Here is a 24,802-nt window from a genome sequence, read left to right as displayed (position 1 = left end):
GCGACATGGAGCGAAAGCCGCCGAGAGCACCGCCTGGATTTGCACTACCGTTGTCGGCTGTGACGCATGAGCACCCCGGCGAGGTCGAACTGGACTTCCCCCGTGAATGGGTGGAGTTCTACGACCCGGACAACCCCGAGCATCTGATCGCCGCGGACCTGACCTGGCTGCTGTCGCATTGGACGTGCGTGTTCGGGACGCCGGCCTGCAAGGGCACGGTCGCCGACCGCCCGGACGACGGCTGCTGCTCGCACGGGGCGTTTCTGTCCGACGACGACGACCGGGCCAACCTCGACGACGCGGTCAAAAAGCTCACCGACGAGGACTGGCAGTTCCGGGACAAGGGCCTGGGCCGCAAGGGCTACCTCGAGATGGACACCTACGACGACAAGCCCAGCCTGCGGACCCGCAAGTACAAGGGCGCGTGCATCTTCCTCAACCGACCGGGCTGGCCGACGGGGATCGGCTGCGCGCTGCACACCAAGGCGATCAAGCTCGGTGTCGAACCGCTGACGATGAAGCCCGAGGTGTGCTGGCAGCTGCCGATCCGGCGCAGCCAGGAGTGGATCACCCGGCCCGACGGCACCGAGGTGCTCAAGACCACGATCACCGAGTACGACCGCCGCGGCTGGGGCGAGGGCGGCGCGGACCTGCACTGGTATTGCACCGGCGACCCGGCGGCGCACGTCGGCGCCAAGCAGGTCTGGCAGTCCTACGCCCCCGAACTTACCGAGCTGCTCGGCGAGAAGGCGTATTCGGAGCTCGCGGCGATGTGCAAGCGCCGGGGTGGCTTCCCCTTGCTCGCCGTGCATCCGGCCACGCGCGCGGCCGAGTGACGGGGCCCGCGGTTGCTAGGGTGACCGGCATGCGGGCATTGGTCACCGGAGCGGCGGGCTTCATCGGATCGACGTTGGTGGACCGGCTGTTGGCCGACGGGCACACCGTGGTCGGTCTGGACAACCTCAGCACCGGCAAGGCCGCCAACCTCGACGCCGCCCGCGAGCACGACGAATTCACGTTCGTGGTCGCCGACATCGTCAGCGACGACTTGATCGGGTTACTCGCCGATGCCGAGCCGGAGGTAGTCTTCCACCTCGCCGCGCAGATCGACGTGCGACGGTCGGTGACCGAGCCGGAGTACGACGCCTCGGTCAACGTCGTCGGCACCGTGCGCCTGGCCGAGGCGGCCCGCCGCGCCGGAGTGCGCAAGGTGGTCCACACCTCGTCGGGCGGGTCGATCTACGGGGTGCCCGATCACTATCCCGTCGCCGAGACCACCCCCGTCGACCCGGAATCCCCCTATGCGGCAAGCAAAGTGGCTGGGGAGATCTACCTGAACACCTTCCGCCACCTCTACGGCGTCGACTGCTCCCACATCGCCCCGGCGAACGTCTACGGCCCCCGGCAGGATCCGCACGGCGAGGCCGGCGTGGTCGCCATCTTCGCCAGGGCACTGTTGTCCGGGTCCCCGACCAAGGTGTTCGGCGACGGCTCCAACACCCGCGACTACGTCTTCGTCGACGACGTGGTCGACGCCTTCGTCCGGGCCTCCGGCAACGTCGGCGGCGCCCAGCGCTTCAACATCGGCACCGGGGTGGAGACCAGCGACCGCAGGTTGCACACGCTCGTCGCGGCTGCCGCCGGCGCGCCCGACGAGCCGCAGCTCGCTCCGGCCCGCCTCGGTGATGTGGCGCGATCCTGCCTCGATGTGCGCAAGGCCGAGATGATCCTGCGGTGGCATCCACAGGTGTCGTTGCAGGACGGTGTCGCCCGGACGGTCGACTACTTCCGCCGCCTCGCCGGCTAGCTTCGGGCTTGCGGTAGCGACCGCAGCACTCGCCCGGCGATGTCGTCCCACGACGCCCCGCGGGCCAGGCTGTCGGCTCCGGCAGTGCCCATCGACGACGCCAGCTCGGCGTCGGCCAGAACCCGGACGAGCGCGTCGGCCAGCGCGGTCGGATCATCAGGTGGGACAAGCAATCCCGATACCCCGTCCCGGACGACGTCGGGGATGTCGCCGACGCGGGTGGCCACCACGGGCCGGCCCATGGTGTGAGCCAGGTGAGCGACACCGGACTGCGAGCTCCGCTTGTAGGGCAGGACGACACAGCGCGCCGCGCCGAAGTACGCCGCCACCTCCGAGACCGGCACATACCCCAGCTTCAGCGTGACGCCGGCCAGTCCGGCAACGTCCGCCCGCAACCGCGCCTCGTCAATGTCGGCGCTCAGGGCCCCGGCGATGACCAACTCCGCGTCAGGCACCCGCCGGCGCACGATCGGCCATGCGGCACACAGCGTGTCGAGGCCCTTGTACGCGGTGATCGTCCCGAACGAGAGAGCCACCGGCGCAGTGGATTCCACTGCAGGGATGGCTGCCGCGACGAAGATCCCCTCGTCGCCATGGGGGATGACATGAACCGGTGCCGTAACGGGCCAGGTATCCAATAGCGCCTGCCTGGCTGATTCGCCCAGCACGAACACGACGTCGAGGTCGGCGTATGCCTTCGCAAGCGCCCGATCGGTAACGGCGGAGGTCTTGTACATCCCCTCTTGCCCCGGTTGTTCGACGACTGGGCGGGGCTCGTGGGCAATGAGCGCCAACACGCTGTGCGGCAGGGCTTTGCGCACCGCCCGCACCCCCCATCCGTCGATCGGGAACCGCCACGCCGACCAGACGACCACCTCCGGCTGGGTGCGGATCAGGTACGCGATCAGCACCACCCACGCGGCGGCGTGCCGGCCGGCGCGCACGACGCGCCGTGCCCGGCGCCACCACGGCGGGGCATCCGCACCCGCCGTCGGATGCCAGGTGGGCAGGATGCTGCGAACCCGGCAGCCCAGGTCCCGGGAGCCCAATTCCGGTGCGGGGCCTGTGATCAGTTCGACGCGCGCACCGGCCCTGGCCAGCGCCTCCCCCAGCTGCAGCGAGAACTGATAGAGGCCACCCGAGGGAGGGAACTCGACCAGCGCGATGTGGCGGCCCGCCGGGATACCCCGGATCACGCGCTCGTAGACCGAGCGAAGACCGTCGACCCACACCTCCGCGCTGAACTGTGTCTCGTAGCGGTGGCGGGCCGCCCGGCGCATCGCCTCGGCCCCCTCGGCATCCGAGGTCAGCAGTGTCGCTATCCGGGTCATCGCCGATGCGAGCGCGGCCGGGTCACCGGGCTCGACGAGTTCCCCGCATCCGGCACCGACGATGTCGGGAATGCCACCGACATCGGTGGCCACGATCGGACGGCCACCGGCCAGCGCGGCGATCAACGAGGTGGGCAGGGCGTCCTCGAGCGACGGCTGCACCACGAAGTCGGATGCGACGATCAGGTCGGCAACGTCGCTGCGGAAGCCCAGCAGCCGAACACGCTGCTGCAGGACCGGATCCGCCGCGACTGCCGCACTGATGTCGTCCGACAGCGGGCCGTCACCGGCCATGGCCACGACCACGACGGGGTGTTCGGGCAACCGCCGGACCGCTTCGAGCAGGTCGGCGTGACCCTTCTCTGGGCGCATCAGGCTCGCGCACAACGCCAGCACCGCCGCCTGGTCGACGCCGATCTCGGCGCGGATCTCCGCCCGGTCACGCGTCACCCGTGGGTCCACCACCCCGTTGGGCAGCACGACAATCGGGGCCGCGGTGCCGGCACAGTCCGAATACCAGCGACGCTGCGCGCTGGACAACGCGATCACCGCGCCGGACAGGACTCGACGGCCGACCACCGCCGCCTTCACCCGCGCGCGGTGCATCCGCGAGACCGGGATGTCGATCACATGCAGTGTTGATACCGACGGCACGCCGGCGAGCCTGGCCGCTAACCCACCGACGAGATCAGCATGCTTGAGGTGGGTGTGCACGACGTCGGCGTGCTCACGGCGCAACACACTCGCCAGCCGCAGCGTTGCAGCGAGATCGTAACGGCCTGAATGCATCTCATAGACAGTGACGCCCTGCTCGCGCAGCTGGGGCACCACCCGGTTGTCGATGCCGGTCGGCGTCATCGCGTCGGACAGGCCGACGACCACCAGGCGGATGCCGGCCGAGGCGGCGGCTCGGGCGAGGTCGACCAGGACCGCCTCGGCACCGCCCGCGCCGAGCGAGTGGATGACGTGAACCACCGTGATGGGCCGCTGCGCCCCACCGTCAGGCGTGGTCACCCGATCACCTCCGTATAGAGCTGCTCGAGCCGGCTGACCCAGGTACGCATCGAGTACTTCTCCTCGGCTTGGGCTCGACCGGCGGCGCCGTACGCTGCGGCCAGTTCCGGGTCGCCGATCACCTCCAGCAGCGCCTCGGTGAGCGCGGCGACGTCGCGCAGCGGCACCAGCCGGCCGGTCACCCGGTCGATGACGATCTCCCGGGTCCCGCCGGCATCGGATGCGACAACCGGCAGACCACAGGCGCCGGCCTCGATGAGCGAGGTCGGTAACGCCTCGTCGACCGAGGCGGAGACCACGCCGTCGACAGTGGCCAGGATGTCGACCACATCCTCGCGGCGACCGAGCAGCTGCACGGATTCCTCCAATCCTGCTTCTGCGACGGCGTTTTCGACGTCGACGCGACTCGGTCCGTCACCTACCACCAACAGCATCGCCGTAGGGTGGACGGCCACGACGCCGGCCCAGGCCCGCACGAGATCAGCGTGGTTCTTGTCCGGGCGCAAGGCGGCCACCACCGCCCATACCGGTCGGTCGGTGGCGCGGGCGGCGCGTCGTACCGCATACCGGTCGACGTCGACCCCGTTGGGGATCATCCGCCAGCTAGGACGGGCCGGGCCGTACAGCCTGGCGTACTGGTCGAAAGCGTGTTGCGACACCAGCACCAGCCGGCCCAGGCGAGCCGGAATGCGCACCGACAGCCGCTCCTTGAACCGTTCACCGCGTCCCGTGTGGCGCTGGGGACTCAGATGCAGGGTGGCGACGACGGGTTTGCCCACCAGGCGTGCGGCCAGCGGTACCAACGTCGCCGAATAGCCGAGGTGGGCGTGGACGACGTCCACCGGCGCCCGCCGTAGCGCGCCCACCAAGCGAACCAGACCGCGCAGGTCGAGAAGTTTGCGCACGCCGATGTAGGTCGGATCCAGACCCACCTCAACCAGACGCCCGAGCAGTGCATTCCGGTCGCTCTCGGCGGGCGCCAAGCTCGCCACCGAAACATCAAGTCCCGCAGGTGCGTAGCGGCCGAGCTCGGCGATCAGGTTCTCTGCACCACCGAAATTGTAGGAGTCGAGCACCATCAGGACGCGGATCGGACCCGCCGTATCACGCCGGGTCATCGGATGGCCCCGACCCGTGGCGACGTTGCGTTGCGTAGCCGGCAGAACACCGCGACGACAATCGAGAATCCAAGCATCACAAGGATATTGACCGCCCATCGAGCGGCGCGCCGCGCGACGACGGGCGCGTCCGCTATCGCGGTGACCGGCTCTGCGGGCAGCTGGCCGGCGCGCCGGCGTACGGAGCGGACGGCCGAGGCGGCGGCATCGTAAAGTTCTGGCGCACTGAGCTGCAGCCCGAGGACATAGGTGAGTATGCCGGCCGTCGCCGCGCTGAGGAGGACCAGCGGAGCTGGCCACGACCGCGCCAGGTGCGCCATAGCGAGCATGACGACGCCCATCCCCAACGCCGCGGGCATCGGGCGCAGCACCGCGTTCCACAGCCGCGCGAGCGGGATTCCAGCCACCGAGCGCACCAGCAGCATGTTCCCCACGAAAGGCACCAACTCCACCAGCAGAAGCATGCCGGCGACCAGGACGATGCTGTGACCGGCGGCCCACCAGATCGGCCCGGCCATCAACAGCAGCCGCCCGACACCCGTTGCGATGAGCAGAGAGGGCCGCCCGATCGCCTTGAACACGTCACCGGCGTGCCAGGATACCGATGACACCAGCGTGTAGATCGACAACACCACGAGTACCGATGCCGCGCCGGCATATTCGGACCCATACATCGTCTCGATCACCGCGGGCGCGGCCGCCGCCAGAGCGACACTGATCGGCGCACTGAGCGCCATCGCCGCGGTCATCACCTCCAGGTAGTGCTCGGCCAGGCGTTCTCGGTCATCTTGCAGCCGCGACAACGCGCTGAACAACACCTCGCTGATCACCACGCACAGGTTGAGCACCAACAGTTCGGGGAGCCGGTAGGCAAGTGTGTACAGGCCGAGTTGGCTGTCGCCAAGCCGAACACCGATGGACAGGTAGTCGATGTTGGCAATCGCGAAGGCCAGCAGGGCCACGCCGGTCAACGACGCACCGTAACGGACGAGCCCGCGCGCTTCCGAACCGTCGAAACCGAAGCGCACGGGTGTACGGGCGACCCACCAGTAGAGCACCGAGATCACCACGGTCCCGGCCAGCTGGCCGTAGACCAGGCTCCACACCCCGTAACCGGTGGCCGCAAGAGCGATGGTGAGCACCGATTTGGTCGCGGCACCGAGGAATTCGGGCCAGATGCGTTGGCGGAAATCGAGATCGCGGCGCAGCCGCGCCGCCGGGATTGCGCTGAGCGCCGAGATCGCCAGGCCGATCGCGAGCACCCGGATCAACGGCGTCAGCTCCGGACGGTGCAACACAGCGGCCCCCAGTGGCGCGGCAAGTGCCAACGCCGCGCCGGCGATCACTCCGAAGATGACCGACAACGTCAGGCCGGTCGGCGCCAGCCGGTTCCAGCTTCGAGGGCTCTGCACCAGCGCCGCACCTACGCCGAGATCCTTCATGTAGTCGAAGAGGTTGACCACCAGCAGCGCGAGCGCGAATAGACCGAAGTCGGCCGGATCGAGCAGTCGGGCGGCGACGACGGTCATGATCAGCGTCGAGCTCTTGCTCAGGCCGAAGACCAGGTAGTTCCAGGCGGCCTGGCGGCCGGTCGAAGAAGCTGGGTCCTGGGTGCGCCGGTCACCGTCCCCCGTTATCGCCGGGTCATCCTCCGGTGTCACCCGCACGGTCCCCCATCACCAGAGAATTGTCACGATCCCGGACATCGATCCCGGACATCATAGAAGCAGCCCGGCACACCCTCAGCGAGAAGCGAAAAGGTAGTCGGCGGCCCACGGGCGTGGATCTCCCGCCCGCGACGCCACGGTGAATCCCGCCGCCACCAACATGTCCCTCACCAGCTCTTTCGTCCGATACGACTCGTCGCCGGTCTGATCGGCCATGAAGTCGTGACAGCCGATGGCGGCATGGCGGACCAACCCGAGCACATCGCGTGCTCCGCGTAGCGCCGGCACCTCGGCCCCCTCGATGTTCATCTTCAGGAAATCGATGCGGTCCAGCTTGAAGGTGTCGAGCAGATCGGGGATGGTGACCGCCGGCACCTGCACCCCGTGGCCGCCGATCTTGTTCTCGATGTAGTCCCCGTCGTCGAGGTCGCTGATGGTGACCGGTTCGTCGGAGTCCATCACTGCGGCGTGGACCGGCTCTACGTTGTCCAGTCCGTTCAATCGGCAGACCCGCTCGAGTTTGGTGAACGTCGCCGGATGCGCCTCGACGGCGACGACCCGGCCCGCGGTGCCGACCATCCTGGAGAACGGCAGCGCCTCAGTCCCGACGCCGGCACCGATGTCGAAGACGATGTCCCCCGGCTGGATCGAATATTGTTGCAGGAAAACATCTTTTGCGAACTCACTGCATTGTTCGGCACTCATACCACTCGGATACGGCATGAGTGTGGTGCCACCCGATGTCCGCTGCAGCCAACCACCGGTTCTCGGGTCATAGGCAACAGTGGCCCGTTGCCCGTTGCGCGCCGTCGCCGCCGCCGATGCCACGAGCGCGATCAACCACCGGGTGGAACCGTGGTTGACGGTCTTATAGACCGACTTCTTGAGGCTCATGCGTGCACCATAGCCCGACGATTCCGGCGTCACCTCAGCACGCGCAGCTTCTCCCACGGGACGTGTTCCATCGAGTCGTAGTCCCACCGGAAGCCGGCGTCCTGATAGATCTCGCCGGGGGTTCCCGCTGCAGCCGAGGTGTCCAGTTCGAAGCTGACACTCAGCGGTGCTCCGCCGGCGTCGACGACGTAGCCGCCGTAGCGCTGCATTGCGGTGGCCACGGTCAATTCCCCCGCGGTCAGTCCCAGCTTGCTCAGATCCAGGGCGGGATCGAGCTGCAGGTGCGCACCTTCGGGAACGCAGTCCGAGCGCGTCGAGGTTCCATCGGTCTTCAACGCGGGCGAACGAAAAATGGTGCACGCGTTGTTCGTTTGCAGGGCCAGTGCATGAGAGATCTGGCGCGCCCGGATCTCGCCGAGGCGGATCACGCCGCCCAGCCGGGACGCACCCGACCCGGTGGCCGCGCCACCCCAACCCGATCCGCGTAAGTCGTTGACGGCTCCCCAACTCGCAGACCACCCCTGGCCGCCCTTGGTGGCCTGCCAAAACTCGAAGATCGTCGAGGTGGTGACGTCGACGGTCACCATCGCCCCATCCGAACCCGAATTGGGCACCGCCGCGGCGGGGATCGGAACCGACCAACCAGTCAACGGGCAGACGCCCCAAGCGTCTCCGGTGCAGGCGACCGTGTGCCGTGGGGTACCCGCGTCGGCCTGGTAGATCGGGACGGCGAACTCCACCAGGTTCGCGGCAAGAGCGCGAGTGGGTTGCACCGAGGCGATCATTGCCGCGCTGTTGGGGTCGGTCTGCACGTCCGGCGGGATCACCCGCCGCCAGGGGCTGTCGACGGCAAAGGGGTTGTCGAATGCGCTGTGAGCCGGAGACGAGCAGGCGGCGCCTGCGGCCAACACGGCGGCGACGCCCACCACGATGACCGCGACGACACCAATAGCGCGCTGGCTCCGCTTTCTCGCCGGTGATCGACTGCCGTTGTCAGCCAGCGACATTCGCAACCTGCAGCGGCGCCGTCGCGGGCTCGTCGTCCCCGTCATATCGCCGGCGCCTGAGCGCCGACGCAGACACCGCAGCCATGGCGAGGGCGGCAACCGCCGCCACCGAACCGGCCGCGACGACGGTGGAGCGGTCCCGTACCGGCGTGATCTCCATGCTGCCGATCCGCTGCAGCAGGTACTGATTGAAGCCGATGGACTGGCTCATCCGGTTGGCGGCGCGGGCCACCGCGAGTTGCAGCGCGTCGCGGGCCTGTTCGGAGGTGTCCGCCTTGACGCTGAAATTCAGTAGCCCGCGTACGGGATCGGCCTCGATCGTCACCGGGGAGTTCCCCTCGCGCAGCATCACCGCGAACGTGGGCAATACCTCGCCGCGCGATCGGATATCAAGCGCATAGGCGTAATAGCCGTCGATGGGCGCGGCGGGGACCAGCGTCATCCGCTGCGTGGCTTCGACGGCCGAAGAGCCGCTCACCGTCAGAGAGGTGACGAACATCGCCACCCCAACGGCCACGGCCGACGACCAGACCGCCAGGCCGCGCACCACGGTGCGCGCAATCTGGGCCGGCACCGGCCATGCGGGTGCCATCGCCGCCGCCATACCCAGCACGACGGCGAAGGTGCGGAAATAGGCCATGTGCAACACCGCGCTGGCCACCGACCACCCGATGGCCGCCGCGATCAACGCCGCGACCAGCACCCGGTCCCGGGAACGGGGGTCGACGCTGATCCGCATGAAGAACACCGCGAGGAATCCGACCACCATGGTTGCCCAGCCAAGCAGGCCGAGGATTCCCGACTCGGCGGCCAACGACAAATAGATGTTGTGGGCCCCGTCCGGCGCCTCGCGAACCGCGGTCGCCACCCGCCCGGCAAAGTGGAACACCTGGCCCGGGAACGTTCCTGGGCCGAAGCCGAAGACCGGTCGCTCCTCCCACATCAGCACCGCCTGCTCCTGCGCCGCGAGCCGCCCTAGCAGCGACGGGTCGATGTGGGTGTTCGCCTGGCCGGTGCTGATGTCTCGGAACATCTGCTGTAACCGGTTACCGACGCCGGGTACCAGCAGCAGGGCACCTGCCAGGGGCAGGCTCACCAACCCCCACCGCCGCACCGAGCGCTCCGCGACGATGAACCACAGCGCCATCGCGACTCCGGCGGACAGGAAGGTCCCTCTGGACTGGGTGAGGTAGATGCCGGCGAGCAGCGCGACGATCGACAACCCGCACGCGCTCGCCATACCCCGCCGGGAGGACCGCAGCGCTCGCGTCAGCAATGCGGCGGCCAACGGCAGGCCCATTGTTAGGTGCCGGCCCCAGAAGTTCGAATCCGGCAGCGGCCCACCGTACCTGAGCGTGGTGACGAGTTCACCCGACGACGTGGTGACGATGGAGAATCCACCGAACGATGCCGTCCCCGCGAACACCACCTGGTTGATCACGGTGAGCAAAGACAGCACGACCAGGACCACCACGACCGTGGTGGCCACCAACCAGGGGCGAGCCGTCAACTGCGTGAGCACCAAGACGATCAGCAGGAACACCAGATCGATTGCGGTACGGCGCACGGCCGCCAACGAGACCGCGACGTCGACGCTGCCGACCGCCGCAATGACCTGAGTGGCAAGGAAGAACGCGGCGAGCCCAGCGCAGAGCACCGTCCAGGCGTTGAGCCGGGCTCGAAGCTCAGGATTGCGCAGCGCCAGGCCGATGGACAGCAGGCCGAGCAGCATCGACGCCTGGAAGACCGGAACGCTGCCGTGCTGTTCGAGCACGCCGGACAGGTTGCTCAGCTCGATGGCGACGATGAGGACTAGGGCAACGACCGGTCGCCGCGCGGCGAACACCAACCCGGCACCGCCGATTGTCGCCGCCACGAGCAGCAGCGGGCTCCGCGGCCCGAACATGGCGATCGCGGCGATCGCCGCTGCCCCGGCGACGATCGCCATGACCGCGGCTTCCCCCGGTGCAGGTGTCGCCCGGATCGACCCGGTCATGGCCGGAGTAGGAGCTCTTCGTCGGCGCCGTGACTGTCGTCGACCGCGCCGACGCTAGCGATCCCGCGTCGACGGGACCGCGCGAGCAGCCACCCCACTCCGCCACCGATCAGCAGACCACCGAGTGCACCGGCCGCGGCGATCTGCATCCGTCCGGGACCCGGGACCGGGGTGGCATTGCCTTGCGGTGGCCAGAGCACCTTGACCGCAAACGGCGCGACCAACGACGTCACCTCGGGCGTCGCATTGGTCAGCACGTCGGTGAGCGCTTTTTCGGCGGCGGCTCGAGAGCCCGCGTCCACTGTCACCGCCATCATGGTGGTGTCGGGCAGAGCCGCGGCAGTCAGCGCGAGCTCACTTTCCGGGACTTTCGCAGCGTTGGCCGCCGACGGCAGCCACCGCGGGTCGTTGTAGAGCACGGCTGCAGTCCTGCTGACCTGCCCGCGGGTGAGGACTTCCCAGAAGGCCGAGGCCTCCTCGGTGGTGAGATCGGCTGCCGGGAGCAAGGCGACGTGGGCCGACGCTTGAAAGCGATGCGGCTGGGGGGCGAGGGCGAAACCGAACGCAGCGCCGAAGAGCACACCAATCAATGCGACGACTGCGATAACGACCCGCTGTCTGGTCATAGTTGTTCCTTCGCCCGGTGGCCGTGTCTGTGTGTGCTAACCACGCAGCTTAATGCCGATCATCGTGAACCAATGGGCACACCGTACGGTGCCCCTGGTTGCGGGGCTACCATCGCGCGGTGTCCGTCGCGCTGATCAGTGCCGTCGACCCCTATCCGACCGACGCCGGCAAGAAGGTCGTCCTAGCGGGATTCATTGCCTATTTCGCCGAACGGCACGGCGCGGAGAACGTGCACTTCATCAAGGTCGGCGCCCCGCCCCGCCAGCAGTTCCCCGTGCCGGTGCACGTCGTGCCCGGTCCCACCCGGGCCGAGGTGCTGACCAACGTCGTCACCAAGGTCGCGACCGGCCGGGCCAGCCTTCAGGAGGCCTTCCTCGGTTCGGCTCGCACGGCGGCCGCGATCGAACGGATCTTTGCCGACATCCGGCCGACATTGCAGGTGTACGACACCGTCCGGATGGGTCAGTACGCGTCCGACGCTGTCGCAGCCGAACAGATCTGCTATCTGGACGACTTGTTCTCCCAGCGCTACGAACGGATGTTGGAGGCCACCGCACGCTACGGCGAGATCGACATCAGTCCGCTGGGAAACTTCGCCGAACACGTCCCGCCGCGGTTGCGACCGTTGGCCACACACCGGCGCAGCCAGATCATGCTGTTGCGGGCGGAGCGCCTGCTGATCCGACGCAGTGAGGATCGGGCAGTGCGGCGATTCCGACGTTGTGTCCTGATCAATGCAGAGGAAGCGGCCGCGCTGGCGCGGCGCACCGGGGTACCGGCGGACCGCGTCGCAACCGCCCCGCCGCTGCTGCCCGCGCAGCCCTCCGGCGCCAGACACTACGACGGCGCTCCGGTGTTCGTCTTTCTCGGGTTGTTGTCGCTCCCCCACAACGACGACGGCCTGCGATCGTTCCTGCGCACGGTATGGCCACAGATCCTGCAACGCATGCCGGCGGCCCGGCTGCGGGTCATCGGCCGGGAAGCCCGGCCCGAGTTAATGGCCCTGGCGGCCGAGTTCGCCGCGAGCGTCACCATCGAGGGATACGTCGCCGATCTGAAGGGCGCCATCGGCGGGGCAGCCGCCATGGTCAACCCGCTGCGATTCGGTTCGGGGATCAAACTCAAGGTCATCGAAGCGCTGAGCCTCGCCCTACCGGTGGTGTCGACTCCTGTCGGGGCGGACGGCATCGCCCGCGGGCCAGGCACCGGCGTGCTGGTCGGCACCGAGCCCGGCCAACTCGCCGAGCTGCTGTGTTCGTTGACCGATCCCGCCTACAACGCTGAGGTTTCCGATGCGGCGAGCGCCCACTTCGCCTCGGCGTACTCGCGCCCGGCGGTCTTCGCAGCCTACGACCGGGCATTCGCGGTCAGGTAGCTGCGCAACTCCTCCCGGGCGGCCACCGATATCTGCACAGCAAACGAACAACTCCTAACGCATATGGAGCAGACTCCGGCCGCAAACCGCCGCGGCCGGGCCGCGCACAGCGGAGAAACCATTCAGCGCCGCACAATCGGTAGTCTGCCAATTTCGTAGCCTGACGCCCGGATAAGTCCACCCCACGTATATCTTCGACCCACAAACTCCAATGCGGCCTGCTACGGTTCTCGAAATTCCCGTAACCGGGGGGGCATATTGTCCGGCTGGCTCAAGGCCTCTTTGCTTACAGCCTATTTAGCAAGTTTCTGGACGTATTACCACGAGCGCATAGCCGCGTTGGGCGTGAGCGTCGCACTATTCATCTTCATCGGGCTGTTTGTGGTGACGACGGCGGCTCTGCTGCTAGCCGCGTGGATCCGGCCCGCTTGGCTGCGTTGGCCGGTCGCATTCGTCGTAGCGGCCAGCGCGGTGTTCTTCGACTCGTACACGCAGATCACCAATTCCTACCTGACCTACAGCGCCTTCATCTCGATGGTCGACGCGGCGGGATTCCTACAGCAGGCGCTCGACCAGTATCGCGATCAGATAATGCTCGCCACGGGCAAGGCAATCCTGCTGTTTGTCGGTATCGGACTGCGACCTACAGCCGCGCCACGCTTGCCACGCTTCGTTCCGATCGCAGCGCCGCTGTTGGCCTTGGGCCTGTTGATCGGCATCATGTTCGTCCGAGCCGGCGATGGGGCGCGAGGTTTGCCGGTGATGTATCCGCCGCTCGCATACGCCAGCCTGTTCGCCTTCGAGAGCTTGCACAATACCGTCGGTCCGCGCCAGCCTGTGACCCTCGCCCACCCATATGCGCCGAAGGCGCGGGACATCGTCTTGATCATCGACGAAAGCGTTTCCGGCAATTACCTCGACTTGAACACCCCGACCGGGATCGACAGCGAACTGGCGGTCCCCCACACCGGGGCGCACATCGTCAACTACGGGTATGCCGCCTCGATCGCCAACTGCAGCGCCGAAACCAATGTCACCCTGCGCTATGGCGGCACCCGCGACAACTACCAGCGAGTGATCTCAACTGCTCCGTCGATCTGGCAGTACGCGAAGAAGGCCGGCTTGGACACCGTCTACATCGATGCCCAACGCACCGGCGGCGACTTGCAGAACCTGATGACCGACGCCGAGAAGCACGATATCGACCAGCTCGTCCAGTTCGACGGGGTGCCGGTGGTGCAACGTGACATGGCCGCGCTGGCCAAGCTGGTGCAGTTACTCGGGGACGACAAACCCCAGCTGATCTTGATGAACAAGGTCGGCGCGCACTTCCCGGTGGCCGACAAATACCCGGACGACTTCCTCGAGTATCGGCCGGTGCTCCCCCGCGGGAGCTCCACCGAGACCACCGATACCGGTAGCCGCGAAGGCTTCGACGGAAGCCCAGAGGCATGGACGGCGTACCGCAACAGCTATCGCAACACGCTGAGCTGGAGCGTCGGCGAGTTCTTCCGCCGACTCTTCGCCGAAGCGAACCTGAGCCACACCGCTCTCATCTACACCTCCGACCATGGTCAGGATCTGCACGAACGAGGCCGCCCAGGCGTCAACACGCACTGCGACAGCGACCCGGTACAGGAAGAGGGCTTGGTGCCGCTGGTCCTGATCCAGGGTGACGACACCGCCGAGATCGACTGGCAGGCGCATCTGGCGCAGAACCGCAACGCATCCAGCCACTACAACATCTTTCCCACGCTGCTGATCTTGATGGGGTACGACCCGGCGGGTGTGCGATCGGCCTACGGACCGTCACTGGACGTACCGACCGACGATCCGTTCAGCTTCAACGTGCGCTTCAATGCGCGCTTGGGCGCGAAGCCGGATTTTCGGCACATCGATGTCGGTCAGATCGTGACGCCGGACAACGCAGGGCACTGATGGGCTGTGCCGGGTGTTCGCGAGCCCGTGGGTCCTAGCCCTCGAGCTTGTAGCCCAACCCGCGAACCGTCACCAGATGCACCGGGTTGGCCGGGTCGGCCTCGATCTTCGAGCGCAGCCGCTTGACGTGCACATCGAGGGTCTTGGTGTCACCGACGTAGTCCGCACCCCACACCCGGTCGATCAACTGCCCACGCGTGAGCACCCGCCCGCTGTTGCGCATCAGGTACTCGAGCAGGTCGAATTCCTTGAGCGGCAACGTGATCGGCTCACCATTGACGCTGACGACGTGGCGCTCGACGTCCATGCGCACCGGACCGGCCTCCAGGATCGCATCACCGAGACCGGAGTCGTCGGTGTCCGTGCCGCGCCGCAACACCGCGCGGATGCGGGCGATCAGTTCGCGCGCCGAGTACGGCTTGGTGACGTAGTCGTCGGCACCGAGTTCCAGTCCGACGACTTTGTCGATCTCACTGTCCCGCGCGGTCACCATGATCACCGGCACACTGGAGCGGGCCCGCAACTGTTTGCAGACATCGGTCCCGGTCATCCCCGGCAACATCAGGTCGAGCAAGACGATGTCGGCGCCCGCCCGGTCGAATTCGGCCAGCGCCGAGGGCCCGTCGCCCACTACGGTGGCTTCGAAGCCCTCCTTGCGCAAGAGGAAAGCCAGCGGGTCGGCAAGCGACTCTTCATCCTCCACGATCAACACGTTGGTCATTGGCGTAGTGCCTCCTGGTCGATGGCCGATTGGTCGGCCGGTTCATCGTCGGTGTTCGGATAGGCAGGGATGGACAGGGTGAAGGTCGAGCCGGTGCCGGGTTGGCTCCACAACCGAATACTGCCGTTGTGGTTGGCCGCAACGTGTTTGACGATCGCCAATCCCAGCCCGGTGCCGCCGGTGGCGCGCGAGCGGGCTTTGTCGACACGGAAGAACCGCTCGAAAACCCGCTCCTGATCTGCCCGGGCGATACCGATTCCACGGTCGGTGACGGCGATTTCGACGTTGTCGCCGCGGCGGCGCCTGCTGATCGAGACCTTCGAGCCGTTCGGCGAGTATGCGATGGCGTTGGAGATGAGGTTGGCCAGCGCGGTGACCAGTAGCGTCTGATCGCCAAGCACCCGGAAGCCGCTCGGCGCGTCGGTGGTGACCACGATATCGGCATTGTCGGCTGCCACCTTGTGGCGTGAAATCGCTTCGTTCACAACGGAATCCACATCAACGATTTCGAGTTCCGGAAGCGGCTCGGCGCCCTGCAGGCGGGACAGTTCGATGAGTTCGCCGACCATGTTGGCCAGCCGCTGCGACTCGGTGAGGATCTTCTTGGCGAAGTGTTGGACGGTGGCCGGATCGTCGCCCGACTCGAGCAGCGCCTCAGCCAACACCCCCATCGCGGCGACCGGCGTCTTGAGCTCGTGGCTGACGTTGGCGACGAAGTCGCGCCGGCTGGCTTCCATCCTGGCCTGCTCGGACTGGTCGTCGGCATAGACGACCGCGAAGCGCGGATCCTGCTTGGTGAGCAGCTGGACGTGGCCGCGCACCGACAACCCCGACCGGCCGGCGGTGGCCCGCCGCGGTGGGGACAAGTCGACCTCGATGTGTTCCCCGGTAGCCAGGACGCGCTGGGCGGCATTCCACGCCCGCTCGTCGAGCTGGCGCTCACGCACCAGGCCCAGCTCCGTGGCCCGGTCGTTGATGAAGACCACGTCGCGGTGGGAGTCGACGACGACCATTCCCAGCGGCGCCGAGGAGACCACGTGCTGCAACATCTGCGAGACAGTGATGCCGGCCTCGGTGATCGCCCGGCGTTGGCGGCGTTCGAGGATGCGTGGGGTGAGTACGGCTCCGACCCCTAGGCCGAGAGCGAGCGCTAGCAGCGCCGCGACGGTGACCAGTAGTGCCACCGAGACAACACTCACAGCCAGATCGTACGCATCCGGTGAACGTCATCCCAGCAGCGTGCGGCCAATTCGGGGATACGTCACACAGTCCGGCGCAGGTATTCCTCCGCTGTTTACCGGCAGTTTGCCGAAGCTGGGCTACTTGGCACCCTGGCTGGCCACCGCGGCAGCACCGGCGGCCGCGGCCGCCGGATCCAGGTACGTACCACCCGCCAACAGCGGTTTCAGGTCGGCGTCCAGGTCGTAGCGCAGCGGGATGCCGGTGGGGATGTTCAGGCCCACCACGTCGGCGTCGGACATGCCGTCGAGGTATTTCACCAGGGCACGAAGCGAATTACCGTGCGCGACGACCAGCACCGTCTTGCCGGCGCGCAGGTCCGGGACGATGGTCTGCTCGAAGTACGGGACGAAGCGGGCGACGACGTCGGCCAGGCACTCGGTCAGCGGGCCGCCGTCGATATCGGCGTAGCGCGGATCGGCGTCCTGGCTGAACTCGCTTCCCCGCTCGATCGGCGGGGGCGGGGTGTCGTAGCTACGGCGCCACAGCATGAACTGCTCGTCGCCGTACTTGGCCTTGGTCTCCGCCTTGTCCAGCCCCTGTAGCGCACCGTAGTGGCGTTCGTTGAGCCGCCAGCTGCGCTGCACCGGGATCCACAACCGGTCCGCGGCATCGAGCGCCAGGTGGGCGGTGGTGATGGCCCGACGCAGCAACGAGGTGTAGACCACGTCGGGCAGCAGGCCCTGCTCGGCCATCAACGTCCCGCCGCGCACCGCCTCGGTGCGGCCCTTCTCGGTCAGGTCGACATCCACCCAACCGGTGAACAGGTTCAGCGCGTTCCATTCGCTCTCGCCGTGCCGCAGCAGAATCAGTGTGGAGTCAGCCATGCCGGAATCTTCTCACGGCCGCCGTCATTGGTGGCGACCGTTCCTGCCCGGATGGCCCCCGTCGCTGTCCTCGTCGATGAGATGTTCGAAGGCCTTCAGATTCTTCAGCGATTCACCCCGCGACACTCGCCACGCCCACTCCTTCTGGATGGACGATTTGAAGCCCAGTTCCAGCAGCGTGTTGAAGTCCGTGTCGACTGCCTCGAGCACCTGGCCCAGCACCCGGTCGAGTTCGTCGGCGGTCACCGCCTCCGGCGCGATCCGGCCGATCAGGTAGATGTCGCCGACGTTGTCCAGCGTGTACGCGACGCCGTAGAGCCGCCGATTGCGTTTGAGCAGGAAGCGGTAGACGCCCTCATGGTTCTCGTCGGGCCGGCGGCACACGAAGGCCTCGACCCGCACGGAATGCTCGCCGATGCTCAGCAGGGTGTTGGTCTTGAGCTTGCGTTCGCCGGGCAGTTCGACGATCAAACCCGGCAGGCCCCCGTGCGCACCTTCGTGCGGCGAGTAGGGCAAGCCGTGTTCGGTCAGCGCATCCTCGATGACCTGGCGCACCGAGCGGGTCATGCGCGCACCCCGCGTCGCATCGACCACCGGCGCCCGTTGCGGCGTGCCAGCAGGTCCCCAGCGGCGCGGCGACGGTGGACGCTCGCGTAGTCCGTGATCGCCTGCCGGTAGCTGGCGAGGAGCCCGTCGGCGGTGTTGTCCCAGGAAAACCGGCGCGCATGGTCGGCTGCGGCGCGTGCCATCGCGGCGGGATCGCGCTCCAGCACGGCGGTGATCGCACCCGCCCACTGCCCGGGGTCGTGGTTGGGGACCAGCACCCCGCTGACCCCGTCGGCCACCGCGACCGGTAACCCGCCGACAGCCGCGGCCACCACCGGCGTGCCACACGACTGAGCCTCGACCGCGACCAGGCCGAAGGATTCCGAATAGCTGGGGACGGCCACCAGGTCGGCTGCCCGGTAGAGGTCCACCAGTCGCTCGCGCGATTGCGGCGGAAGGAACGTCACCCGGTCGGCGATACCCAATTCGGCCGCCAGACCAACCAGCGCATCGGGCGCGGCCAGGCCGCTGCCGGATGGACCGCCCGCGATCACGGTCCGGACACCCGGCAGTTGTGCCGCCGCCCGCAGCAGGACGTCGGGCGCCTTCAGCGGCTGAATCCGGCCGACGAACGCGACGACCCGCTCGTCGGTGGCCAGGCCGAGCGCAGCACGGGCGGCCCGCTTGTCACCGGGAGTGAACGTCTCCAGGTCGACTCCCGGATACACCACGTCGATGCGCCGCGCATCGGCATTGTGTAGCGAAATCAATTGGCGTGCTTCGTCTTCGGTGTTCACCACCAGCCGGTCGGCTTCGTCGACCACCTGCTGTTCACCGACCGAGCGCAGCGGCGGTTCCGGCGAGTCACCCTCGGCGAGGGCGGCGTTCTTCACCGCGGCCAGCGTGTGCGCGGTATGCACCAGCGGCACCGCCCAGCGGTCGCGGGCCAGCCAGCCCACCTGACCGGAAAGCCAGTAGTGCGAATGCACGACGTCGTAGTAACCGGGCTCGTGGTTGGCCTCGGCGCGCAGCACCCCGGCGGTGATCGCGCACAGCTGGGTGGGCAGGTCGTATTTGTCGAGCCCCTCGAACGGGCCCGCCACCACATTGCGCACCAGCACCCCGGGCGCGACCCGCACCAGCGGCTCGTCCGACGATGACGTCGCACGGGTGAAGATCTCCACCTCCACCCCGCGGCGCGCCATGTGCAGCGCGGTCTGCAGCACGTAGACGTTCATCCCGCCGGCGTCACCGGTTCCAGGCTGGGCCAGTGGCGATGTGTGCACCGAGAGAACCGCGACGCGACGCGGTGTCCCGTCGGTCGAAACGTCGCTCAGATCCCGGGCGTGCCGCACACCTCCATCTTTACACCCAGGTTTTCCTGGGCGCTGCGGCGGTTCTGCGCCCGCCGCAGCGCACCGATCGGGTCGGCGTAGAGCCCACCCAGTGACACGATGCCGGCACCGGCCTCCTGCACCCGGTTGCCGAACGTCGTCACCCGGATGTCCCGCGCCGGTAATGCGGAGCGTGCGACGAAGGCCGATTCCACCACCTGCATGCCCTCGGGGTACTCGGTGAAGGCCTGTCCGCCGACCACCAGGTCATCCGGATTGAGCATGTCGCGCAGCAGCGCCACCGCACCGCCCAGCACGCGGGCCCGTTCGACGAGCAGCTCCCGGGCCCCGAGTGCGGCCGCAGTGTCGCCCGCACGGGCGGTCCGCAACAGGTCGGCCATCGCCGCGCCGGGCCCCGACGCGGGAACCAGACCACGCTTGCGCGCGGCGGCCAGCACCGCCTCGTCACTGACGGTCGATTCCAGTTGCCCACTGCCGCCTAGTAATTGGGAACTCACCGGTAGGGCGGCGATGGTGCCGGGGCCGCTGGCCGGGCTGTGCACCCGCCCACCGATCACCAATGCGAATCCGACCGTTTCGCGCGCGTAGACGTACAGGCTGCTCGACGTCGGTGCGGGCGGGCGGCGCAGTCCGAGCAGGACCTCCGCTCCGGCCATCGCGTCCACGTGAGAGGCCACCGACACCGGCAGCCCCAGCGATTCGGCGAGGACGGGACCGACCGGCGCCTGCACCCAGCCCAGCCGGGTGTGGTCGACATGGCCGGTGAGGCTGTCGACGACACCGCCGATCGCGACGCCGATCCACAACGGGCGGCGGCGATGCCAGCGACTCAGGTACCGCCGCGCGCTGTCGGCCAGCGACGCCAGCGCCTGCGCCTGTCCGCCGCGCGGCGTCGGCGTCTCGACGGCGTCCAACGTGCGACCGAGCAGGTCGGTGGCCACGATGTTGGTGGTCCGGGCGCCGATGTGGATCCCCAGGGTCAGGAACGGCTCGTGGTTGACCTCCACCGGGACCCGGGGGCGTCCGATGGCACCCGACACCGCGAGATCGGCGCGCTCCCGCAGGACTCCGGCGTCCAGCAGTGCGGTGACCTGGCGATTCACCGTGGCGATCGACAGGTTGGTGACCTTGGCGATCACATCCCGCCCGACGGCGCCGCGCTGGCGCACCGCGGCGAACACCGACGCGGCGGCGGCCTCGGGGATGCGCAGCGACGGCGCGACGATGTGGTGACGGGTTCGCAGCGGATGGGGGCGGGCTGCGATGCGGAGCGGATCGTGTGAGGAAAGAGCGATGGCGCGCATCGGGGTGTCCTTTTTCGAGTCGGGGTGGGGGCTGAGTGCCACACCTGGCGACTTGAGCGGGACGGGAGATTAGCCGTCCGGTCGGGTCAGGCGCAGCGAATCGCGCGACAACAACACGCGGTGTGCGCGACCAGACAGCTGGCCAGACCGAAACGGATCACAGGCAGAAGCTAGCACAGTTATTAGAGTTGGTGCGATGACGACCCCAGATGCCCATTCCCGCGTAGCCGTTGTCACCGGTGCGAGCTCCGGTATCGGCGAAGCCACCGCCAGAGTGCTTGCAGCCCTTGGCTTCCACGTTGTCGCGGTCGCCCGCCGTGCCGACCGCATACAGCGGCTTGCCGACGAGATCGGCGGTAGCGCCGTCGTCGCCGACGTCACCGACGGTGCCGCGGTCGACGCTCTGGCGGCGGGTCTATCCCGGGTCGACGTGCTGGTCAACAACGCCGGCGGGGCCAAAGGCCTGGAGCCGATCACCGAGGCCAACCTGGAGAACTGGCGGTGGATGTGGGAGACCAACGTCATCGGCACACTGCGCGTCACCCGGGCGCTGCTGCCCAAACTGATCGCCTCCGGTGACGGGTTGGTTGTCACCATCACCTCCATCGCGGCGCTGGAGGTCTACGACGGCGGCGGTGGCTACACCTCGGCCAAGCACGCCCAGGGCGCCCTGCACCGCACGCTGCGCGGCGAGTTGCTGGGAAAACCGGTGCGGCTCACCGAGATTGCACCGGGGGCCGTCGAGACCGAGTTCTCCCTGGTGCGGTTCGGCGGCGACGAGCAGCGTGCGGACGCCGTGTACGCCGGGATCACGCCGTTGGTGGCCGCCGACGTCGCCGAGGTGATCGGATTCGTCGCCTCGCGCCCGGCGCATGTGAACCTCGACCAGATCGTCATCCGGCCGCGCGACCAGGCCCCCGGCGGGCGATTCAACCGCCGTACGTAGCCGAACTGGTCGCTGCCGTCGAACTCGGCGAGGTTGAACTCGCAGAGGTCGAACTCGGCGAGGTTGGACTCGGCGAGGTTGAACTCGGCGAGGTGGTGCTCGTCGGGGCGGTCGTGGTCGGGGTTCCGGACAGCGTCGGGGCATCGCTGGGGGTGGCCGGCGCGCTGCTCGGGATGTTGGAATCCAGCTGCGTGTCCGACAACGCCGACATCGACTTCCACTCGTTCCAATCCACCGCCCAGTCCCAGATGTCGCCATCGGCGTAGGACAGTTGGATCGAGGTGCCGGTCACTTCGACCGGGTCGCCGTAGACCGCGCTGTAGTAGTACTGCTCGGCGTCCCCGGTGGACAGGTTGATGCAGCCGTTGGTGACGTTGGTGTTGCCCTGGGCACCCGACGAGGCCGGATTAGCGTGGATGAACTCGCCGTTGTTGGAGATCCGCACCGCCCAGCGCTCGTGGACGTTGCTGTACCCGGCGGCCGGATTGGACATGTAGAAGTCGGCGTACTTCTCGGTGACGACATGGGTGCCGCTGCGGGTGACGTTGCGCGGCAGGTCGGCCTCCCCGTAGCTGCACGGGAAGTCCATGGTGACGCCCTCGTCGGTGATCACCTGGATGCGGTGCGAGCCGGCGTCGGCTTTCACCACCTGGCGTCGGCCGATATCGAAGTCCAGCGTGGAGTCCGTCGCGCCGAAGGCGTCGTCGCCGAACTTGACTCCGTACAGCCGGGCGTCGACGTGCACCTTCGTGCCCGGCTGGTAATACTCGCGGGTGCGCCAGTGCACGCGGGAGCCGCCCACCTCGTCGGGCAACCAGGCCCAGCTGCCCTCGGTCGGCGGATTGGTGGTGACGGTCAGGGCCCGCTCCACGTCGGGCTTGTGCGCGTCGTCGATGGCGGCGTCGAACTGCAAGATGATCGGTGCGGCGACCCCGACGGTCTGTCCGTCCGACAGCTGGAACTGACCGTTGACCTGGGCGGTGGGGTTGACCGTGGTGAAGGACGCCGCAATCGGCACCGACTGGCCGTCGCGTCCCACCGCCGAGCCGGCCCAGGTATAGGACGCGCCGTAGCCCAGCGGTTCGGTGGCGGTGAACGCGGTGCGGTCGCGGTTCATGGTGCCGGCAACCGGCTTGCCGTCGCCGTTGGTGAGCGTGACCCGCTGCAGCCAGCCATCCTTGACCTCGATGGCGACCGGGGTCGTGGGCAGCACGTCTTTGGCGGCGTCGGCCGGGCTGAAGGTAAGCGACGGCTTGGGCGGCGGCGCGGAGGCAGCAGTCTGTTTGCCCGATCCCGCCATGCACGCGGCCAGAACGTTGGGTGCGGCCACACCGAGCGCCAGCGCGGTCAAGGCACGCCGCCGGTTCATCGGCGGCAGTCGGTCGGCTGGGCTCACGTCAATCCAAGATACGGAACCCGGCCGTCAAGGGGCCAATCGAGCGGGTGGGACCGGGACGCGGCGGACGCCGCGACCAGGTCACAAACCGAACAGTTGCAGGAGCGCAGGGCCGGCGCCGCCGAACTCGGTGCCCGCAAACGAGACATCCACCGGGTCGATTTTCACCTGCACGCCGGTCCCCGAGTCGACGTAGCTGTAGCCGGGCCAGGTCACCGACACCGGCGAGAGGCCGGCGAACAGGCCCCCGAACGGAATGCTCAGCTGCGCAACCTGACCGGTCCCGGTGATATCGATCGGCAGGGTGAGCGACTGGTGGCCGAACAGGACGGCGTTGGCCATCTTCGGCCCCGCGGCCAAGAACGTCTGCACCGCGCCCAAAACGTCGCCGCTCTGAAGATCGGTGGCGAACGACACCGCACTGTTGTAGGCCGACAGCCCGCCCAGGACGACGGATCCGGCCGCACTGACCAGCAGCGCCGCGGGCGCCGGCAGATGCAGCGTCCCGCTGGTGATGGCGATCTCATTGAGGATCGACGGTGTGGTGGTGAACGTCTGAGTGCCGGCCAGCGAGATCTCGGCCTTACCGATCGGTGTGCTGGCGTTCAGGGCCAGCGCGACCGCCCCGCTGGTGCCCGGGTCGGGAAGGGTGGCATCGATCGACACCGTGATCGGGCCCAAGGGGGTGTCGATCGTCTTGGTGGTGGACGTGGATGCCGAGGCGGTGGCGGCCGCCGAGGTGGCCGCGGCGGCCCGCACCCGGGCCGACGAGGAGACGGCGGCCGAGCTGACTGTCGTCTTGCTGCCGCCGCTTGCCGTGACCGGCGAGGCGTTGACCCGCTTGGCCGATGCCGAGGTGGTGGTGGTGCCCGCACCACGCTTGGAGTGCGCCGCCGGTCCTGCCTCGTGCTTGCTGGTCGAGGGACCTGCGGACGGGTGGTCGGTGGTGTCGGCCTGCGCGACACCCGCCGCACCGGCCAGCGCCGCTCCGACGCCGACGGTCAACGCACCCGCACCCAACCAGGTACGGACGCCGAGCAGCCGGCGGCGTCCGGGCTTGATGTCCCCCTGCGCCGCTTCGTTTGTAGCGTTCCGAGCAGCCATTTTCTCGAACCCCCCATGTCCGGCGAACAACCCTGCTGATCAGGCTTGCACTCTCCGATCCGCATTATTAGGCGGCGGGGTCAATTATCAGGTTATTCACAGGATCGGGTCGGCGACCTTACCGTCGATGACGTGGAACGAAGCGGCTACGGCGGGCCGCAGGGTCAGCAGATCCGGTTCCAGTGCAGCGTCAGGCGTTGCGGCCCGTCCGCCGTTTCCACTGTCGGTGCGCGCAGGACCAGCGAGTTATCGGTGAGTGTCATGGTCCGGACCAGCTCGGTCCCGACCATGTTCGGAACGGAGCACACCTGCACGCTGTGGATGACCGTGTCACCACTGACCCGGTAGAGCCCGCAATATCCGAGATAGGACCCGAACGCGCGAGCGGCCTCGTCGTCGCTGATCCGGGTCAGATCCTCACTCGAGAGCGGCGGACGATCCCTGGCCGAAAGATGCACACTCACCCGGTTGTCACTGGTGTAGAGCAGCGTTCCGCACGGGTTCGCGCCGTGCGGATATTCGATGAGCCGACCGTTTCCGGTGTCGCGCTGACAACTGACCAGCTGCCAAGCGCCCTGTAGCGCAGTCAT

General features: G+C 67.8%; 21 protein-coding genes. 5 read left to right on the top strand and 16 right to left on the bottom strand.

Going from position 1 to position 24,802, the window contains the following annotated elements; genetic code table 11:
- Positions 1-5 precede the first annotated feature (5 nt).
- Positions 6-836: a DUF3109 family protein gene (locus tag ACXDF8_RS20785; protein WP_457225171.1), complete on the top strand. Its 831-nt coding sequence runs from the start codon at positions 6-8 to the stop codon at positions 834-836.
- A gap of 29 nt (positions 837-865) precedes the next feature.
- A complete protein-coding gene (locus ACXDF8_RS20780) occupies positions 866-1,807 on the top strand; it encodes an NAD-dependent epimerase/dehydratase family protein (protein ID WP_457225170.1) in 942 nt (313 codons plus the stop codon).
- Here the strand turns inward: ACXDF8_RS20780 and ACXDF8_RS20775 are convergent.
- The 7 genes from ACXDF8_RS20775 to ACXDF8_RS20745 form a co-directional block, all read right to left on the bottom strand.
- Positions 1,804-4,152: a glycosyltransferase gene (locus tag ACXDF8_RS20775; RefSeq protein WP_457225169.1), complete on the bottom strand. Its 2,349-nt coding sequence runs from the start codon at positions 4,150-4,152 to the stop codon at positions 1,804-1,806. The genes ACXDF8_RS20780 and ACXDF8_RS20775 overlap by 4 nt on opposite strands.
- The gene (locus ACXDF8_RS20770; RefSeq protein WP_457225168.1) at positions 4,149-5,270 is read right to left on the bottom strand and encodes a glycosyltransferase; all 1,122 of its coding nucleotides are present in this window, start codon (positions 5,268-5,270) and stop codon (positions 4,149-4,151) included. The genes ACXDF8_RS20775 and ACXDF8_RS20770 overlap by 4 nt, the downstream gene beginning before the upstream one ends.
- The gene (locus ACXDF8_RS20765) at positions 5,267-6,931 is read right to left on the bottom strand and encodes a lipopolysaccharide biosynthesis protein (RefSeq protein WP_457225167.1); all 1,665 of its coding nucleotides are present in this window, start codon (positions 6,929-6,931) and stop codon (positions 5,267-5,269) included. The genes ACXDF8_RS20770 and ACXDF8_RS20765 overlap by 4 nt, the downstream gene beginning before the upstream one ends.
- Before the next feature lie 81 nt (positions 6,932-7,012).
- Positions 7,013-7,831, bottom strand: a complete 819-nt coding sequence (locus tag ACXDF8_RS20760; protein WP_457225166.1) for an FkbM family methyltransferase — start codon at positions 7,829-7,831, stop codon at positions 7,013-7,015.
- 29 nt (positions 7,832-7,860) lie between these two features.
- Positions 7,861-8,838, bottom strand: coding sequence for a hypothetical protein (locus ACXDF8_RS20755; protein ID WP_457225165.1), 978 nt, complete (start codon positions 8,836-8,838; stop codon positions 7,861-7,863).
- The gene (locus tag ACXDF8_RS20750; RefSeq protein ID WP_457225164.1) at positions 8,825-10,834 is read right to left on the bottom strand and encodes an O-antigen ligase family protein; all 2,010 of its coding nucleotides are present in this window, start codon (positions 10,832-10,834) and stop codon (positions 8,825-8,827) included. The genes ACXDF8_RS20755 and ACXDF8_RS20750 overlap by 14 nt, the downstream gene beginning before the upstream one ends.
- On the bottom strand, positions 10,831-11,460 hold the full coding sequence (locus ACXDF8_RS20745; protein ID WP_457225163.1) for a YveK family protein: 630 nt from the start codon (positions 11,458-11,460) through the stop codon (positions 10,831-10,833). The genes ACXDF8_RS20750 and ACXDF8_RS20745 overlap by 4 nt, the downstream gene beginning before the upstream one ends.
- A 119-nt stretch (positions 11,461-11,579) precedes the next feature.
- On the opposite strand from ACXDF8_RS20745, the gene ACXDF8_RS20740 reads away from it, so the two are divergent.
- Together ACXDF8_RS20740 and ACXDF8_RS20735 are read left to right on the top strand one after the other, a co-directional pair.
- Positions 11,580-12,836 carry a glycosyltransferase family 4 protein gene (locus ACXDF8_RS20740; protein WP_457225162.1) on the top strand — a complete coding sequence of 419 codons (1,257 nt, stop codon included), beginning with the start codon at positions 11,580-11,582 and terminating at the stop codon, positions 12,834-12,836.
- Positions 12,837-13,181: 345 nt separating this feature from the next.
- Complete coding sequence (locus tag ACXDF8_RS20735) at positions 13,182-14,774, top strand: sulfatase-like hydrolase/transferase (protein WP_457225161.1); 1,593 nt, start codon at positions 13,182-13,184, stop codon at positions 14,772-14,774.
- Between the two features lie 34 nt (positions 14,775-14,808).
- Here the strand turns inward: ACXDF8_RS20735 and regX are convergent, their stop codons facing one another.
- The 6 genes from regX to ACXDF8_RS20705 form a co-directional block, all read right to left on the bottom strand.
- Complete coding sequence (gene regX, locus ACXDF8_RS20730) at positions 14,809-15,495, bottom strand: two-component sensory transduction protein RegX (RefSeq protein ID WP_457225160.1); 687 nt, start codon at positions 15,493-15,495, stop codon at positions 14,809-14,811.
- Positions 15,492-16,694 carry a sensor histidine kinase gene (locus ACXDF8_RS20725; RefSeq protein WP_457225159.1) on the bottom strand — a complete coding sequence of 401 codons (1,203 nt, stop codon included), beginning with the start codon at positions 16,692-16,694 and terminating at the stop codon, positions 15,492-15,494. The genes regX and ACXDF8_RS20725 overlap by 4 nt, the downstream gene beginning before the upstream one ends.
- 120 nt (positions 16,695-16,814) lie before the next feature.
- Positions 16,815-17,561: a phosphoglyceromutase gene (locus ACXDF8_RS20720; protein WP_457225158.1), complete on the bottom strand. Its 747-nt coding sequence runs from the start codon at positions 17,559-17,561 to the stop codon at positions 16,815-16,817.
- Positions 17,562-17,585: 24 nt separating this feature from the next.
- Positions 17,586-18,128, bottom strand: coding sequence for a type III secretion system chaperone family protein (locus ACXDF8_RS20715; protein WP_457225157.1), 543 nt, complete (start codon positions 18,126-18,128; stop codon positions 17,586-17,588).
- Complete coding sequence (gene mshA / locus ACXDF8_RS20710; RefSeq protein ID WP_457225156.1) at positions 18,125-19,462, bottom strand: D-inositol-3-phosphate glycosyltransferase; 1,338 nt, start codon at positions 19,460-19,462, stop codon at positions 18,125-18,127. The genes ACXDF8_RS20715 and mshA overlap by 4 nt, the downstream gene beginning before the upstream one ends.
- Positions 19,441-20,766, bottom strand: a complete 1,326-nt coding sequence (locus tag ACXDF8_RS20705; RefSeq protein ID WP_457225155.1) for an ROK family protein — start codon at positions 20,764-20,766, stop codon at positions 19,441-19,443. The genes mshA and ACXDF8_RS20705 overlap by 22 nt, the downstream gene beginning before the upstream one ends.
- Positions 20,767-20,962: 196 nt before the next feature.
- Between ACXDF8_RS20705 and ACXDF8_RS20700 the strand changes: the two genes are divergently transcribed.
- A complete protein-coding gene (locus ACXDF8_RS20700; RefSeq protein WP_457225154.1) occupies positions 20,963-21,712 on the top strand; it encodes an SDR family NAD(P)-dependent oxidoreductase in 750 nt (249 codons plus the stop codon).
- Here the strand turns inward: ACXDF8_RS20700 and ACXDF8_RS20695 are convergent.
- The 3 genes from ACXDF8_RS20695 to ACXDF8_RS20685 form a co-directional block, all read right to left on the bottom strand.
- Complete coding sequence (locus ACXDF8_RS20695) at positions 21,696-23,081, bottom strand: L,D-transpeptidase (RefSeq protein ID WP_457225260.1); 1,386 nt, start codon at positions 23,079-23,081, stop codon at positions 21,696-21,698. The two genes, ACXDF8_RS20700 and ACXDF8_RS20695, sit on opposite strands and share 17 nt — an antisense overlap.
- 108 nt (positions 23,082-23,189) lie before the next feature.
- A complete protein-coding gene (locus tag ACXDF8_RS20690; RefSeq protein WP_457225153.1) occupies positions 23,190-24,212 on the bottom strand; it encodes a hypothetical protein in 1,023 nt (340 codons plus the stop codon).
- Positions 24,213-24,376: 164 nt separating this feature from the next.
- Positions 24,377-24,802, bottom strand: coding sequence for a lipocalin-like domain-containing protein (locus ACXDF8_RS20685; RefSeq protein WP_457225152.1), 426 nt, complete (start codon positions 24,800-24,802; stop codon positions 24,377-24,379).

The organism is Mycolicibacterium sp. CBM1 (genome assembly GCF_054073305.1).
The sequence above is the reverse complement of the archived record's forward strand: the minus strand, read 5'-3'. Positions and strand labels throughout refer to the sequence as shown.